At 63.8% G+C, this 12,617-nt stretch carries 14 protein-coding genes; 5 read left to right on the top strand and 9 right to left on the bottom strand.

Translation table 11 applies throughout. From position 1 onward, the window contains the following. Positions 1-2 precede the first annotated feature (2 nt). Together LMJ29_RS02675 and msuE are read right to left on the bottom strand one after the other, a co-directional pair. Positions 3-1,190, bottom strand: coding sequence for an acyl-CoA dehydrogenase family protein (locus LMJ29_RS02675; RefSeq protein WP_229603790.1), 1,188 nt, complete (start codon positions 1,188-1,190; stop codon positions 3-5). Positions 1,191-1,265: 75 nt separating this feature from the next. After that, positions 1,266-1,829: an FMN reductase gene (msuE, locus tag LMJ29_RS02670; RefSeq protein ID WP_229603788.1), complete on the bottom strand. Its 564-nt coding sequence runs from the start codon at positions 1,827-1,829 to the stop codon at positions 1,266-1,268. Between the two features lie 555 nt (positions 1,830-2,384). On the opposite strand from msuE, the gene LMJ29_RS02665 reads away from it, so the two are divergent. The 3 genes from LMJ29_RS02665 (at position 2,385) to LMJ29_RS02655 (ending at position 4,114) form a co-directional block, all read left to right on the top strand. Then, a complete protein-coding gene (locus LMJ29_RS02665) occupies positions 2,385-2,762 on the top strand; it encodes a hypothetical protein (RefSeq protein WP_229603787.1) in 378 nt (125 codons plus the stop codon). Between the two features lie 111 nt (positions 2,763-2,873). After that, entirely contained in the window at positions 2,874-3,359 is a 486-nt protein-coding gene (locus LMJ29_RS02660; protein ID WP_229603786.1) for a MarR family winged helix-turn-helix transcriptional regulator, read from the top strand. Beyond that, positions 3,356-4,114: a class I SAM-dependent methyltransferase gene (locus tag LMJ29_RS02655; RefSeq protein WP_229603784.1), complete on the top strand. Its 759-nt coding sequence runs from the start codon at positions 3,356-3,358 to the stop codon at positions 4,112-4,114. The genes LMJ29_RS02660 and LMJ29_RS02655 overlap by 4 nt, the downstream gene beginning before the upstream one ends. 80 nt (positions 4,115-4,194) lie before the next feature. Here the strand turns inward: LMJ29_RS02655 and LMJ29_RS02650 are convergent, their stop codons facing one another. The 5 genes from LMJ29_RS02650 to LMJ29_RS02630 all read right to left on the bottom strand — a co-directional run bounded on the left by LMJ29_RS02650 (position 4,195) and on the right by LMJ29_RS02630 (position 8,590). After that, a complete protein-coding gene (locus tag LMJ29_RS02650) occupies positions 4,195-4,626 on the bottom strand; it encodes a hypothetical protein (RefSeq protein ID WP_229603782.1) in 432 nt (143 codons plus the stop codon). After that, the gene (locus tag LMJ29_RS02645; RefSeq protein ID WP_229603780.1) at positions 4,616-5,983 is read right to left on the bottom strand and encodes a phosphatase PAP2/dual specificity phosphatase family protein; all 1,368 of its coding nucleotides are present in this window, start codon (positions 5,981-5,983) and stop codon (positions 4,616-4,618) included. The genes LMJ29_RS02650 and LMJ29_RS02645 overlap by 11 nt, the downstream gene beginning before the upstream one ends. Continuing rightward, a complete protein-coding gene (locus LMJ29_RS02640) occupies positions 5,983-7,740 on the bottom strand; it encodes a bifunctional alpha/beta hydrolase/class I SAM-dependent methyltransferase (protein WP_229603778.1) in 1,758 nt (585 codons plus the stop codon). Before LMJ29_RS02640 ends, LMJ29_RS02645 begins: the two co-directional genes overlap by 1 nt. Before the next feature lie 249 nt (positions 7,741-7,989). Next, positions 7,990-8,298 carry a HigA family addiction module antitoxin gene (locus tag LMJ29_RS02635; RefSeq protein ID WP_229603776.1) on the bottom strand — a complete coding sequence of 103 codons (309 nt, stop codon included), beginning with the start codon at positions 8,296-8,298 and terminating at the stop codon, positions 7,990-7,992. Positions 8,299-8,308: 10 nt separating this feature from the next. Beyond that, positions 8,309-8,590 carry a type II toxin-antitoxin system RelE/ParE family toxin gene (locus LMJ29_RS02630; RefSeq protein ID WP_090620123.1) on the bottom strand — a complete coding sequence of 94 codons (282 nt, stop codon included), beginning with the start codon at positions 8,588-8,590 and terminating at the stop codon, positions 8,309-8,311. A 483-nt stretch (positions 8,591-9,073) separates the two neighbouring features. Between LMJ29_RS02630 and LMJ29_RS02625 the strand changes: the two genes are divergently transcribed. After that, complete coding sequence (locus LMJ29_RS02625; protein ID WP_229603774.1) at positions 9,074-10,078, top strand: hypothetical protein; 1,005 nt, start codon at positions 9,074-9,076, stop codon at positions 10,076-10,078. A gap of 195 nt (positions 10,079-10,273) precedes the next feature. On the opposite strand, the gene LMJ29_RS02620 is transcribed toward LMJ29_RS02625, so the two are convergent. After that, positions 10,274-10,645 carry a type II toxin-antitoxin system RnlB family antitoxin gene (locus LMJ29_RS02620; protein ID WP_229603772.1) on the bottom strand — a complete coding sequence of 124 codons (372 nt, stop codon included), beginning with the start codon at positions 10,643-10,645 and terminating at the stop codon, positions 10,274-10,276. Then, complete coding sequence (locus tag LMJ29_RS02615; protein WP_229603770.1) at positions 10,642-11,526, bottom strand: type II toxin-antitoxin system RnlA family toxin; 885 nt, start codon at positions 11,524-11,526, stop codon at positions 10,642-10,644. Before LMJ29_RS02615 ends, LMJ29_RS02620 begins: the two co-directional genes overlap by 4 nt. Positions 11,527-12,081: 555 nt before the next feature. Here LMJ29_RS02615 and LMJ29_RS02610 point away from each other — a divergent pair. After that, a complete protein-coding gene (locus LMJ29_RS02610; protein WP_229603768.1) occupies positions 12,082-12,585 on the top strand; it encodes a Rha family transcriptional regulator in 504 nt (167 codons plus the stop codon). Positions 12,586-12,617 lie beyond the last annotated feature (32 nt).

The raw sequence follows: 12,617 nt of genomic DNA, 5'->3' as shown, positions 1-12,617 counted from the left end.
CGCTACGAATAGAAGGTGGGAGTGGGCAGCGCGGCGTTCAGCGCCCAGTCGCCCAGTTCGCGGAGCTTGTAGTCCACCGGGTCGTGCAGGGTCTGGGTGCGCAGGTTGCGCCAGTAGCGGTCCAGGCGCAGGGCGGCGTGGGTCGCGCGCGCGCCGGTGACTTCGAACAGGCGGCTGGTGAGGTCGAGGCCGACCCGGCTGGCGGCGACCTTGGCACTGGCCACCGCGACCGCCAGGCGGCCGCGTTCCTCGGCGCCGAGGTGGTGCTCCTTGCGCCAGGCCTCGTCGAGCTGGGCGTTGGCGCGCTCGACCAACAGACGCACGCCTTCCAGGCCGACCCAGAACTCGCCGTAGTGGCGCAGCACGTAGGGGTCCTCGCCGGGGTGCTCGACGCCGGACTTGAACCACGGCCGGCTCTCCTTGAGCGTGTAGTGGCGCGCCTCGGCGAAGGCGCCCTCGGCGATGCCGAGGAACAGGTTGGCGAAGGTGAGCTGGGCGATCAGCGGGCGCAGGCAGGCGAACGGCGTGCTCAGCGGGCCGGGTTCGAGCAGCAGCTCGTTCTCCTCGACGCGCACGCGCTCGAAGCTGACGCTGCCGCTGTCGGTCTGCCGCTGGCCCATGTTTTCCCAGTCGCCGTGCAGGGTGATGCCGGTGCGGCTGCTGGGAATGGCGGCGATCAGCAGCTTGCCGCTGGTCGTTTCGTCGAGCGCCGAGGCGATCAGCATTTCCGAGTCGGCCGAGCCCGAGCAGAAGCTCTTGCGCCCGGAGAACTCGCGCCAGCCGTCGCGCTTCTTCGACAGGGTGCGGGTGTCCAGCGGGTTGAGGGCGTTGCCCCAGAACCAGTTGTTGCGCGCGGTGTGCTCGAACCACGGCTGCCACTGGTCCGGGCGGGAGAACAGGCGCACTGTGGCCAGCATCAGGTGCTGGAAGCCGTAGACGTGGGCGATGGAGCTGTCGACGCGGGCGAACTCGCGGACGACCTCGAAGGTCTCGCTCCAGCCGGCGCCCTGGCCGCCGTACTGGCGCGGGATGCTCAGGGCCAGCAGACCGCTGTCGCGCAGCGCGTCGCGCTGGGCCTTGGGAGTGCCGCCGCGCTGGTCGCGCTCGACGGCGTTCTCGGCGAACTCGGCCGCCAGCTTGCGGGCCAGGTGCAGGGGTGGCAGCACTTTGTGGTTGTGGATGGCGGTCACTCGCTGTTCCTCCGGGGGAAAGGGCGCGGGGCGCGGCAGCCGCCCCGGCGCAGGTGCTGGTCGCTACGGCTGGCTTCAGGCGATCTTGCGCAGGTCGCGGCTCGCGGTGCCGAGCAGCGGCAGGGCGCTGGCGATGGCCAGGCGCACGCGCTCCTTCAGCGGCTCGCTGCTGATCTGGTAGTTGCTGAAGTCGGCTTCGGAGGCGTACACGCCGATCGGCAGGGTGACCGACTGGAAGAAGCTGAACAGCGGGCGCAGCTGGTGGTCGATCACCAGCGCGTGGCGGTCGCTGCCGCCGGTGGCGGCGAGCAGCACCGGGGTGCCGACCAGCGCGTCCTGGCCGATCAGGTCGAACAGGTGTTTGAACTGGCCCGGATAGGAGCCGCGGTAGACCGGCGCGGCGACGATCAGCAGGTCGGCCGACTCGATGGCGCGCAACTCGTGCTCGACGGTCTCCGGCAGTTCCTTGCGCGACAGCGCGCCACCCAGCGGCCGGACGATGTCGCCCAGCTCGATGATGCGGCTGTCGATCGGCAGGTGATGGCCGAGCTCGGCGACCAGCGCCTCGGTCAGCACCAGGGTGCGCGAGGGACGGAAGGTGCTGCCGGTGACGGCGACGACTTTGAGGGGAGTGCTCATGTGCGGATTCCTTGTGGCTCAGGATGAGGTACGGGGATATGGCAAACCCCGTGCCAGGAAATAAATGCTGTGAAATCAGGTAATTACGGCGTTCTGGCGCCGGCTCGCTGTTGGCTTGGCAGCGCTGCTGTTGATCGACTGTTGCTGGGCGAACAGTACGCGGACTGTTGGCCGCGCAGCACGCGGCCGGCCCGCGCGGAGGGCGGCGGGGCGAAGAGGGCGACGTGAAATCGGGCTGTGCGGCATGGTCCACCTCGGGCGACGGATCGGGTCGGCGCGTGGCGAATGGAGGACGGGCCACGGGCGCGATCTAGACGGTCGTGCGGGTCCGGTGGTCCGGTCTATTCAATCTAAATGATCTAAAAGAATTTAATTAAATACTTTTTGGTTATTTATTTAGGCGCTGTTGGCAGCGCCACATGTTGCCGGGTGGACAGTCGCGGTTGGGGGGTGGGAGTGGAGGCAGGGCAGGGGCCAGTGCGGTCCGGGGCTATGATCTGGGAACCAGTCGCGCCGCCGGAGCACGCCGGCGCCGTCCACTCCCGGAGCCCGATCATGTCCAGCAAGACCCCGCCGCCGATTGCCTGGCTGGACGCGCCGCAGGAGCACGACTACCCGGCCGCGCAGTCGTACCTGAGCCTGCTGTACCCCGCGGCGCGCAGCGCCGAGCTGGTCGCCGCCCTGCGCGCGGCGCCCCCGGAGCGCTTCAAGGCCAAGGACATCTTCCGCGCCTCGCAGCTGTCGCTGCTCGGCGTCAGCAACTCCCACATCGACAAGGACCGCCACCGGATCCGCGACGGCAAGCCGCTGTCGCCGCTGCTGCTGGTGCGCGACGAGGCCAACGGCCGGCTGGTGATCGCCGACGGCTACCACCGCCTGTGCGCGGTGTACGGCGTCGACGAGGATGCGTGGATTCCCTGCCGGATCGTCTGAAGACAGGGTAGGCGTGGCTCAGGCCACCTTGCGGCAGCGCGTCGGAGGGCAATTGCCGGCAACTTGCATTAGCTCTAATGTAGTTGCCATCGGCAAGCGAAGGTCGCAGTCATGAAGCAGAGAAACGAACCCGGCCTGGGCGAGCTGCTCCGTTACGTCCTGGAGCTGGTGGAGCAGGGCGCCGAGGAGCACTACCGACAGATGGACCTGCAGTATCGGGCGCGCTATACGCCGGTGCTGCGGGCCATCCAGGCGGGTGCCAGGACGGTCACCGAGATCACCGCGCGCACCCGCCTGACCCAGGGCGCCATCAGCCAGACGGTGGGCCACATGGAGAGCGACGGGGTGATTTCCCGCCATCGCGTCGAGGATGGGCGCAAGAACAGTATTCGCCTCACCCCCCAGGGCGAGGAGCTGCTGGCCACGCTGAACGAGCACTGGCGCGCGACCTTCGCGGCGATCGAGGAACTCGAGGAGGAGATCGGCCATCCGCTGCGCCGCGCCCTCGAGGACGCGGCGAAAGCGCTGGAGCGGCAAGGTTTCGCGCAGCGCCTGACGCACATCAAGAACGGTCGGCAGGAAGGAGTCGAGCAATGAGCGGCACCCCCGGCGGGTTGAAAAACTGGTTCGATCAGGGCGGTGAGGCCTACGCCCGCTTCCGCCCGGAATATCCCGCCGAACTTGCCGCCTACCTGGCCTCGGTGGCGCCCGATGCCGCCCTCGCCGTGGATGTCGGCTGCGGCAACGGCCAGCTCACCGGGCAACTGGCGGAGCATTTCAGGGCCGTCGTCGGGCTGGACCCGAGCGCCGATCAGGTGGCGCACGCCACGCCCCGGGCCAATCTCGACTATCGCTGCGCGCCCGCGGAGCGGATGCCGCTGGCGGACCGCAGCGCGAGCCTTATCACCGCTGCGCAGGCCGCGCACTGGTTCGATCTGCCGGCCTTCTACGCCGAGGTGCGGCGCATCGCCCGGCCCGGCGCCGTGCTGGCGCTGATCAGCTACGGCGTGCTGCGCCTGGACGATGCCCTGGACGCCCGCTTCCAGCAGTTCTACTGGCAGGAGATCGGCCCCTACTGGCCGGCCGAGCGGCGACTGGTGGACAGCGGCTACGCCACCCTCGACTTCCCGTTCGCGCCGCTCGACCCACCGGCCATGGCGATCCGCCTCGACTGGGATCTGGCGGAGTTTCTCGGCTATATCGCCACCTGGTCGGCCGTGCGCCGGGCACGCGAGGCGGGGCGGGAGGACATCCTGCAGCGCTTCGCCGACGACATCGCCGCCCTCTGGGGCGATCCGGCGAACAGGCAGGCCATTTCCTGGCCCATCAACATGAGGATTGGACGCGTCTGAGCAAGCCAGCCTGCGTCACGTTATTCGGCGGCCTGTGCCCTAGCAGACGCTGACTGCGGCGTCCCAGAGAGGGGGCGGCCTTAGCCCGCCAGCGCCGCCAGCAGGGCATGCAGTATGCCGCCCAGTGCCAACAGCCCTTGGGTGGCCACGCACAGCGCCTGGCGTTTGAGCAGGCGCAGGGCGCCACGGCAGCGTTCGGCCAGCGGCCGTCCGGCCCGCTGCGGCGGCAGCAGGCCGAGGCCGAGCAAGCCGGCGTCCAGCTCGTCGAGGCCGAGCGTCTCCAGCCGGGCGAACAGCTCGGCGTCGAAGGCGACCCGCAGCGCCAGGTATTTCTGCACCAGACCGACCAGCACCAGCGCCAGGCAGATGGCGGCCAGCAGCGGATCTGCGTGTTCCACTAGCAACTGGCCGAACCCGAAGACGACCCCCGCCACTAGCAGTGCCCCGGACAGGCCGTCGAGGATGCGGCCCTGGCGCAGCAGGGCGGCCATGACCTGCGCTTCAGCCGGCATGCTCGGCCTCCGTACCTTCCGACAGTGTGCGGCGAAGCGATCCGGCGAGTTGCGCCAGGGCCAGACGCTGCTGCGCGCCAAGCATGACCTGCGGGCGGGCTCGGCGGATCTGCTCGATGGCGGAGTCCACATCCCGTGCGCGGCCGCTGTGCAGCAGCCAGGCGGCGACGGCGGTGGCGCTGCGCGAATAGCCCAGCGCGCAGCAGACCAGGATGGGCCCGCGCCGCCGCGCCGACTCGATCGCCTCGGCCGCGGCCAGGCATTGCGCGGCGCTCGGCGCCACCAGATCGAGCTGCGGCAGGCTGCGGTAGTTGCACAGGCCGGGCGCCAGGGGCAGCTCGGCACACAGGTCGATCACCCCGGTGAAGGGGCCGCGGGCAAGCTCCCGGGCGGAGGGAATCCGGCCCAGCCAGATGCCTTCGACCACCGCGTCAGGCTCGGGTCGGCGGCGGGTCCAGAGCCGCGAATTGAGCCAGGCGGCGGCCAGATACGGCGCCAGCAGCCAGAGCGCGGCGCTGCTCAGCCGACCATCGGCACCCTTCTGGAAACCCGCCGCGCCGAGCAGGGCGTAGTTGAGCGCCACCAGCAGCAGCGACACCGCCGGCCACAACAGCCACAGCCAGGCGCCGCCGAGGGCGAAGGCGGGTAGGGCGCAGAGCGCCGCACCCAGCGCGTAGCCCAGCGCCAGCGAGCGGCGCCGCGCGTCGCGCGCCGGCTGCCACGTGCTCAGCGGGCCCGGGCGGTCGAGCGGCCACAGCCAGACGCACAGCCAGCCGAGCAGCGCGCCGCTGGGCAGGTCGATGAAGTGGTGCTGCCAGGTGGTCAGCACCGACAGCCCGATCAGCGCGAACCAGCCGTGCAGCAGCCAGCGCCAGGCGCCGCGCACATGCCGGGCGAAGCAGACCCAGAGGATCACCAGCAGGGCGATGTGCAGCGACGGCGCCTGGTTGAACGGCTTGTCGAAGGCGCCGAGCAGCTCGAACAACAGGCCGAACAGCCCGTCGATTTCCGGGCGCGGGAAGGTGAAGCGCAGCGGGAACAGCAGGAAGCAGCCGACCGCAACGACCTGCGCGGTAAGCAGCCGGCGGGCATGGCCGTCCAGCTCCCGCCGCGTGCTGCAGACCAGCAGCGAGAGGCCGTAGAGCAGGTCGATGGACCAGTAGGGCACGATGGTCCAGGCCCAGAAGGGCATGTGCACCTCCCAGGCGAACACCAGGCTGCCGACGTCGCTGCGTTGCGCGCTGACCCAGGTCGCCAGCCCGTAGCTGGCGAAAAAGAACGGGCCGAGCAATAGCAGCCAGGCCAGCGCCCGTCTCCACAGCCCCGGCTGGCGCGTCACCGGCGACGAGGCGGCCATCATTCCACCTTCTGCGCCAGGCTCACGGTGAAGATGCCCCACTCGTCGATGCGCTGGGTCAGCTTGCGGAAACCGGCGGCTTCCACCAACTGATCCATCTCCGCCTGGCTGCGGCGGCGCATCACCCAGGGCTGCCCCTCGCGGTGGCTGGTCAGCGCGCGGGCGATCATCTCCAGCTGCGGATGCCAGGGCTGCCCGGTGTAGACCAGATAGCCGCCCGGCTCGACGGCCTCGGCCAGCCCGGCCAGCGAGCCGCCGACCATGGCGTTGTCGCTGAACAGCTCATAGAGCCCCGAGACCACCGCGAGGCTGGGGCGCGGGTCGAGGGCGGCCAGATCGGCGCGGTCGAAGGCGTCGCCCTTGGCGAAGCGGGCGACGGCGCCGAGGCCCAGCGACTCGATCAGCGCCTGACCGTCGCGCACGTTGATGTCGCTGTAGTCGCGCAGCAGGATGGCTTCGGGCAGCGGCGCGACGCCCTGCAGTGCTTCGAGGATGTAGCGGCCGTGGCCGGCGGCTATGTCGACGATGCGCACGGCGCGGCCCTGCTCGCGCAGCTTCGCCATTGCCAGGCGCAGCAGCTCCTCGGCGTGCAGCTTGCGCTGGCGGATGCCGCGCCAGCCGATGGACTCCAGGTAGGCGCGGTCGACCAGCTTGCCCAGCGCCGTGCTGCCGGAGGGCTGGTTGCGGTACACGTAGTCCAGGGTGCTGCCCGAGTCGAAGCCGGTGGCGTGGCCGAGCTTCACCCCCTCGGACAGGCCCGCGCCGATCTTCAGGCCGGCGCGGGTGGCCCGCCAGTACAGCTCGCGCGGGGAATTGGCCGGCAGCGGCGCGGCCAACGCCTCGGCCTCCGCGCAGGTCGCGCCGAGGCGGTCGGCGCCCAGCAGCGACGGGCGCGTCGCCTGTTGGGCGAAGTTCTCGACGATGAAGCGCCGCGCGCGCCGCACCGCCAGGTGGCGGTCGCGCTCGCCGAGGGTGTCGTGGAAGAAGCCGGGCAGCACGTGCTTCTCCTTGCGCACGCTGCCCAGCCGGGCGAAGAAGCGCTCCTGCGGCTTCCGGTGCACGACGAAATCCGCGCCGGAGATCAGCAACTGGGTCGGCACCTGGATGGCCTGGGCATCGGCCACCACCCGCTCGGCGGCGTCGTACAGGCCGAGCAGCATGTTCACCGAGATGGCCTTGGCGATCAGCGGGTCGCTGTCGAAGCTGGCGATGCGCGCCGGGTCGTGGCTGAGGAATTTCGCCTTCACGTAGCTATCGACGAAGAAATTGCCGCGCCAGGCGCGCAGCAGCTTGAGGCCCGGGCGGGCGAACGGCACGTAGAGCTTGACCTTGAACGCCGGCGAGGCGAGCACCAGAGCGCGGATCTTCGGCGCGTAGTCGTGCACCCAGGTCGCCGCGATCACCGCGCCGACGCTCTGCGCCAGCACCGCCATGTCCTCCTCGGCGATGCCATGGCTGGCGCCGAGGTGGTCGATGAAGGTCTGCACATCGCGCACGCTGGTGCCGAAGCTCGGACTGTCGCCGCGCGCACCCGGCGACTCGCCATGGCCGCGGGCGTCCCAGGCGAAGAAGTCGACGCCGGGCAGGTCCAGCTCGTCGACCAGATGAGCCATGCGCCCGGAGTGCTCGTGGCCGCGATGAAACATCACCACTGCCTGCCGCGGCTTCTGCACGCTGTTGTCAGCGGCAGGCCAGTGGCGGTAGCTCAGCGCGACGCCGTCGTGGGTGGTGAAGCTGTGCTTCTGGTGCTCACGCATTTTCGATATCCCTATCGTGATGATGCTGGAGAGAGGCTATCGCAATCTTCGTCGAGTTTGGTCGAGGGAGTGTGCAAACGGCCAACCAGTGGTGCTTGCGGTGCAACGGGTGCCGGAGCGCGTGGCTCTGTGGTGGTAGGGATGGCGATGCTGGCCGCCTGGAATGGCGGAGTGAGGAGGTGCGGGGCAGGGCGCCGGCGAAGCCTTGGCCTGCCTGGAAACGCTCGAACGCCTATTACCCGCGCCGTTTCATGTATGGACCGGATGCGTCTCGGCCCATGGGCGGATCTTCGCCAGCGTCGCGGCGATGGCGTCCTTGGTCATCTCACGATCGTAGTCCGACTGCAGGCCGATCCAGAAGTCTTCCGACATGCCGAAGAAGCGCGCCAGGCGCAGACCGGTGTCGGCGGTCACGGCACGTTTGCCGGCCACGATCTCGCCGATACGCCGCTGCGGCACGCCGATCTCCTTGGCCAGCCGGTACTGGGTGATCCCCATCGGCTTGAGGAACTCTTCGAGCAGAATCTCGCCCGGATGTGGGTAGGCTACTGCGCGCATGCTCACCTCCTCAGTGGTAGTCCACGATTTCAACATCGTCTGCGCCGGCATCCGACCAGCGGAAGCACACCCGCCACTGGTCGTTGATGCGGATGCTGTATTGCCCGAGCCGGTCGCCCTTGAGTGCCTCCAGCCGGTTGCCGGGCGGCACCCGCAGATCGTCCAGGCGCCCGGCACGGTTCAGCATCGCCAGCTTGCGCATGGCGACGGCCTCGATGTTCACGAAACGTCGCACGCGATCACCGTCGAACAGGCTTTCGGTATCGCGGCACTTGAATGAATTGATCGCCATGGCAGGCAGGGTAACGCCGCGCGTTACTAACGAGCAATGGTAGCCAGCCGAAAGGCACCCGGTTGCCCGGCCCAGCTCGCTGCTGCGGCGATCAGCGAGCGGACGTACCGCGCGCAGGTGGCGGAGCTGCACAGGGCCGTGCAGGAGGGGCTGGAGAGGCGGTTGCGGGAGGCGGATAGGGTGGCTTGGCGAGTGTTGGTGGGTGGGGTGGCCTGACGGGGGCGGCTGGAAAGTGGAGGGTCCGTCGGGTGGGCAGGGTTGTACTGTTGCCTAGCTGATTTGTTGGGGTTTAGACATTACGGTTGCTTTTTTAGAGGGCGCTTGCTAGGTTGGTTTCAAGGTTTTAGGCCGGGTTCACTACCTTAGCTGCTGCCGCACTATACCGTGACGCAAGATCCCCCCTCTTTTATCGCAAGCCTGAAATCTCTCTTTCTGGCCGCGAGTAATCGGCAGACCGGCGGATGGAATATGGAGAATTTCAGAATGCATTTTCTGCACAAAACTCAATCTGAATTTGATGCTTTCGCTCGTCAGATTCATACAGCCGCATTGGCGCTATTTCCGTTGTCACGCTCGAAGCTTAATGAGGCGTTGGCACGGGGCTTCGGAAAAAAAACATATGCATCCCTAGTTGCGGGGTTGAAAATGCCCGCGAGCAGTTCAGGTATCCCATTCAACTACATGGCGTTCGTTGCCCGCCTCGCTGAGCTTGAAGGGTTGGATAAGGCAATAAGTGTAGGGTCGTTGGTAGATGGGATTAGCATTAGCATTGAGATCGAAAAGTGGCCAAGTGGGCCTGGTGGTCGCCAGCAACCGCATCGGTATTCGGATGTTTCGTACCACGTCTCAGTTGAGGTGAGGGGCGGCGAATATCCAGTTCAAGGGAACTTGCCTTTCATTCTCCCCGTCTTTGAATATGCGAATATTCATGAGCCATTTCGTGTTGATTCGGGTATTTCTTACCGTGTAACTGAAGGACATTATGTCAGTCGTTACCAAAACGGCTTGCAAACTCTTCGTGGTGCGGTTATCGATGGGCGGTGGGGTGGGGAGATGTTCATCTACGATTATTCTCACCAAAGGGATGATCGGCAGGCAATTTCACAGGTCAAGTCGGCACTTGCTAAAGTTATCCTCTCTGTTGTCTCTCCGAGAGTTACTTGCTCAATATATCGACCAGATAGCTACGATCCCAATGCGCGTCGACTTGAGATCGCTTTGGGTGCTGCAGCCAAGGCCCATCTAGGGACTGCAGCGCTTCCATTCAAAATGCCTGACTTGGAACGAAGGCATCTTGTTATTGATAAAGGTTTTAGGGGTGATGTTGATGTCGGGGTGCTAGTTGATGGTGTCTGGAAGGCTGACCTTTATTCGAATGGAGTCGACGAGGTCGAGAATCCAACAAGCCTTGATTCGGTATGCCTAGCTTACCTTGCTGCTATTGAGGGCGGTCTGGTTTCCATCGGTTTTAATGGGGGTAGAGGTTAAGTGGGGGTGGGCAACTCGCATGGCGGCTTGCCCACTGTCTGAGCTATGGAGTTTCGCCCTGTGAGGCTGACGGATGTTGTGGCGTGCAGGGTATGCCGCTGAGGGTAAGAAGGCTTGACGACATGGCGGGCTTCTAGAGGTATGGCGGTCAGCCGCGTAGGGTAGGTAATGCTGCACAGTTGTCTGCCCTACGCGCTACAAAGGTATTCCGCGTCTCACGGCAAACTTCATCGCTCTTGTTAGTAAGGTGTCATCAATTTCGGTGATGTGATTTTTTAGGATGTTTGCAGAGATAGAGCTGAATTTTTCATAGTAATAATCCGGAGCCTTCTCTTGGGGAGAAGTAAAAGAAGCTCCATTGAAATATGCCAAGTAGTAACGATTCCGCTTGGATCCGTTGGCCAGAAGCATGTCGAACAGGACAGAGCCCTTTATGTTTTCGCGGCTTAACTCTTCTCCAATGAATCTAAGGTAGTCAAATGGACTGTGGTAGTCCGCAGCAAGGACGCATGCTGAAATGTCAGGGTCAGCGCAAGCAGTCAATGGCTCTATCAGGTAGCTCTTCACTTCGTCAGCCTCAGGCAGGAGGACTCTATGAGTTCAAGGACTCTGTTGACTATGGCGACAGAGTCGCTGAAGTTTAATAGCCTAGAAGTGGTGCTTGGTGCGTCCATATGAAATAGGCGATGCCTGTTTGCATGATAGAAACAATAGAGATTATTAAATATGCTCTCGATAGTGTTGCCTACATGCTTGGCGTAGTCCCCGCCCATGCGGCCATCGCGCACGTAATCACCGAAGGTTGCATCAACTTTCGGTGATAGTCCGCCACGTACAAGGATGTCCTTCAAGAACCCCTCAAGAGCCCTTAAAGCAGGAAATGCAACTGCTGAGTGATCCTCTAGTGGGAGAGTGATCTTTGTCATTGCTAATGCTGAGCTCAAGCTGGCCCTTACCGCGTCGCTAATAATTGTGTGCGACACAGGTATCCTTGCCTCAAGATCCTCTTTCACTTGGGAGATCGTTAGAGGGACACTGTAAATTTCAATTTGCTTGTTAAGTGCATCTTCCAGTGATAGAACAGAAACCAAGTAGTCGATGAGGAGTGTTGCTAGGTGCAAGTGCTTGCCTTGGAACTGCACGGTATCGTTTTTGTAGATTTTTATGGTAAGGCGGTCACCTTTGGGGCCAAGTAGCCTATATAGGTCATAAGCGCCATTGGTTTCATTCCCCTCTATCTCTGCTCCTTCCTCTTGAAGAAAAGCAATCAATTCTTCAAGGGGCTTTCTCCCAAGTTTTGGGATCGAATAGTTAAGGCTTCCAGATTGAGCGGTGGTGCACTCGCAGCTTATTTTTTCGGCAAAAAACTCATAAACTTCAGGATCATATTTTGTGGGTGATGCTTTCCCTAGAGCATAGGCGCCCCCCTTGACGGGAAAGATCTTCATCAAGAAAGGGGTCCCGTTATAAGCAAAACTCAAAAGAAACTCTTTGTCGTTATTCTTTTTAAGAATAGAGCTTTCTGCCCCATTCCTTTCAACGCACGCAGTGACTGCGTCAAGATTAATCAACAAAGAGCCATACGGGTTTTTTGGTTTTGCCACAGTGTTAAGCGTCCATTGCAAAAATAAATTATAAGATAAGTATTGATAGTGAGCTGCTATTAATAAGAAGACTTACCCTACACTCTACCACTTTTTCTATCGAATAATGGTACATGAAGCTGGGCTTGACACCTTATCCATATCCCAATTGGGCTCCATTGGTCGCTGTCAATCCAGCGACCTGGGATTGGCCTCCCGGAAATTCACAGGCAGACGCAGTCGCCGCTTTTGAGCGGTTTTTTTGCGCCCGCAGCATGGCAACGCCTGCGTTATGGGTGGAGTCGTGTGGGCACCCGCAAGGGTGGTCGGCCCCTGTGAGCCCGTAGGCCAACCTGCACGGCTCCGTCCGCCCCATTGGCCTCGGGCGCGGAGCCTCCTACCTCACAGGAGATCCACCCCATGAAAGCCATCGCACCCGCTTCAACCCCCATCCTTGTCGAACTGGTTGACGGTCAGCCGACCACCACCAACCTCGATGTCTCTGCCCATTTCGGTAAGCGCCACGCCGATGTGATTCGAGCGATCAGCAAGCTGGACTGCTCGGCAGAGTTCACTGAACGCAATTTTGCGTTGGGTGAATACACCGACTCGACCGGACGGAAGCTCACCCAGTACCGCCTGACCCGAGATGGCTTCACCTTCCTCTGCATGGGCTTCACCGGCAGGGAAGCGGCGAAGTGGAAAGAGGTGTATAGCAACGGCGTCAACGAGATGAAGCGCGCTGAACGGCGCCGCGGCGAATCCGGGCGCGGTCGACGGCCCGAGCGAGCCCGCCAAGCAGATCCACCTCACCTACAACGACCGCCCGTTCCGCATCGTCCCCGCGGAAATGGGGACAGATTTATTTTCCCCCTCCACCTCCGCTTCTGGTCAACCCTCGCCAACGTCCACGACGGATCGTAAGCACTCCAACAAAAAAGCCCCTAGTCTCCCGA

Source organism: Pseudomonas oryzagri (genome assembly GCF_020831405.1).
GTDB lineage: Bacteria > Pseudomonadota > Gammaproteobacteria > Pseudomonadales > Pseudomonadaceae > Geopseudomonas > Geopseudomonas oryzagri.
Note: the sequence above shows the minus strand (reverse complement) of the source record. Positions and strands in the feature narration are given on the sequence as shown.

Coding starts and splice junctions, on each gene's coding strand:
- LMJ29_RS02615 (WP_229603770.1), bottom strand. CDS start 11,526: ATGAAGATCTTTCCCGTCAAGGGGGGCGCCTATGCTCTAGGGAAAGCA.
- LMJ29_RS02645 (WP_229603780.1), bottom strand. CDS start 5,983: ATGGCCGCCTCGTCGCCGGTGACGCGCCAGCCGGGGCTGTGGAGACGG.
- LMJ29_RS02640 (WP_229603778.1), bottom strand. CDS start 7,740: ATGCGTGAGCACCAGAAGCACAGCTTCACCACCCACGACGGCGTCGCG.
- LMJ29_RS02625 (WP_229603774.1), top strand. CDS start 9,074: ATGCATTTTCTGCACAAAACTCAATCTGAATTTGATGCTTTCGCTCGT.
- msuE (WP_229603788.1), bottom strand. CDS start 1,829: ATGAGCACTCCCCTCAAAGTCGTCGCCGTCACCGGCAGCACCTTCCGT.
- LMJ29_RS02635 (WP_229603776.1), bottom strand. CDS start 8,298: ATGCGCGCAGTAGCCTACCCACATCCGGGCGAGATTCTGCTCGAAGAG.
- LMJ29_RS02655 (WP_229603784.1), top strand. CDS start 3,356: ATGAGCGGCACCCCCGGCGGGTTGAAAAACTGGTTCGATCAGGGCGGT.
- LMJ29_RS02665 (WP_229603787.1), top strand. CDS start 2,385: ATGTCCAGCAAGACCCCGCCGCCGATTGCCTGGCTGGACGCGCCGCAG.
- LMJ29_RS02650 (WP_229603782.1), bottom strand. CDS start 4,626: ATGCCGGCTGAAGCGCAGGTCATGGCCGCCCTGCTGCGCCAGGGCCGC.
- LMJ29_RS02660 (WP_229603786.1), top strand. CDS start 2,874: ATGAAGCAGAGAAACGAACCCGGCCTGGGCGAGCTGCTCCGTTACGTC.
- LMJ29_RS02610 (WP_229603768.1), top strand. CDS start 12,082: ATGAAAGCCATCGCACCCGCTTCAACCCCCATCCTTGTCGAACTGGTT.
- LMJ29_RS02630 (WP_090620123.1), bottom strand. CDS start 8,590: ATGGCGATCAATTCATTCAAGTGCCGCGATACCGAAAGCCTGTTCGAC.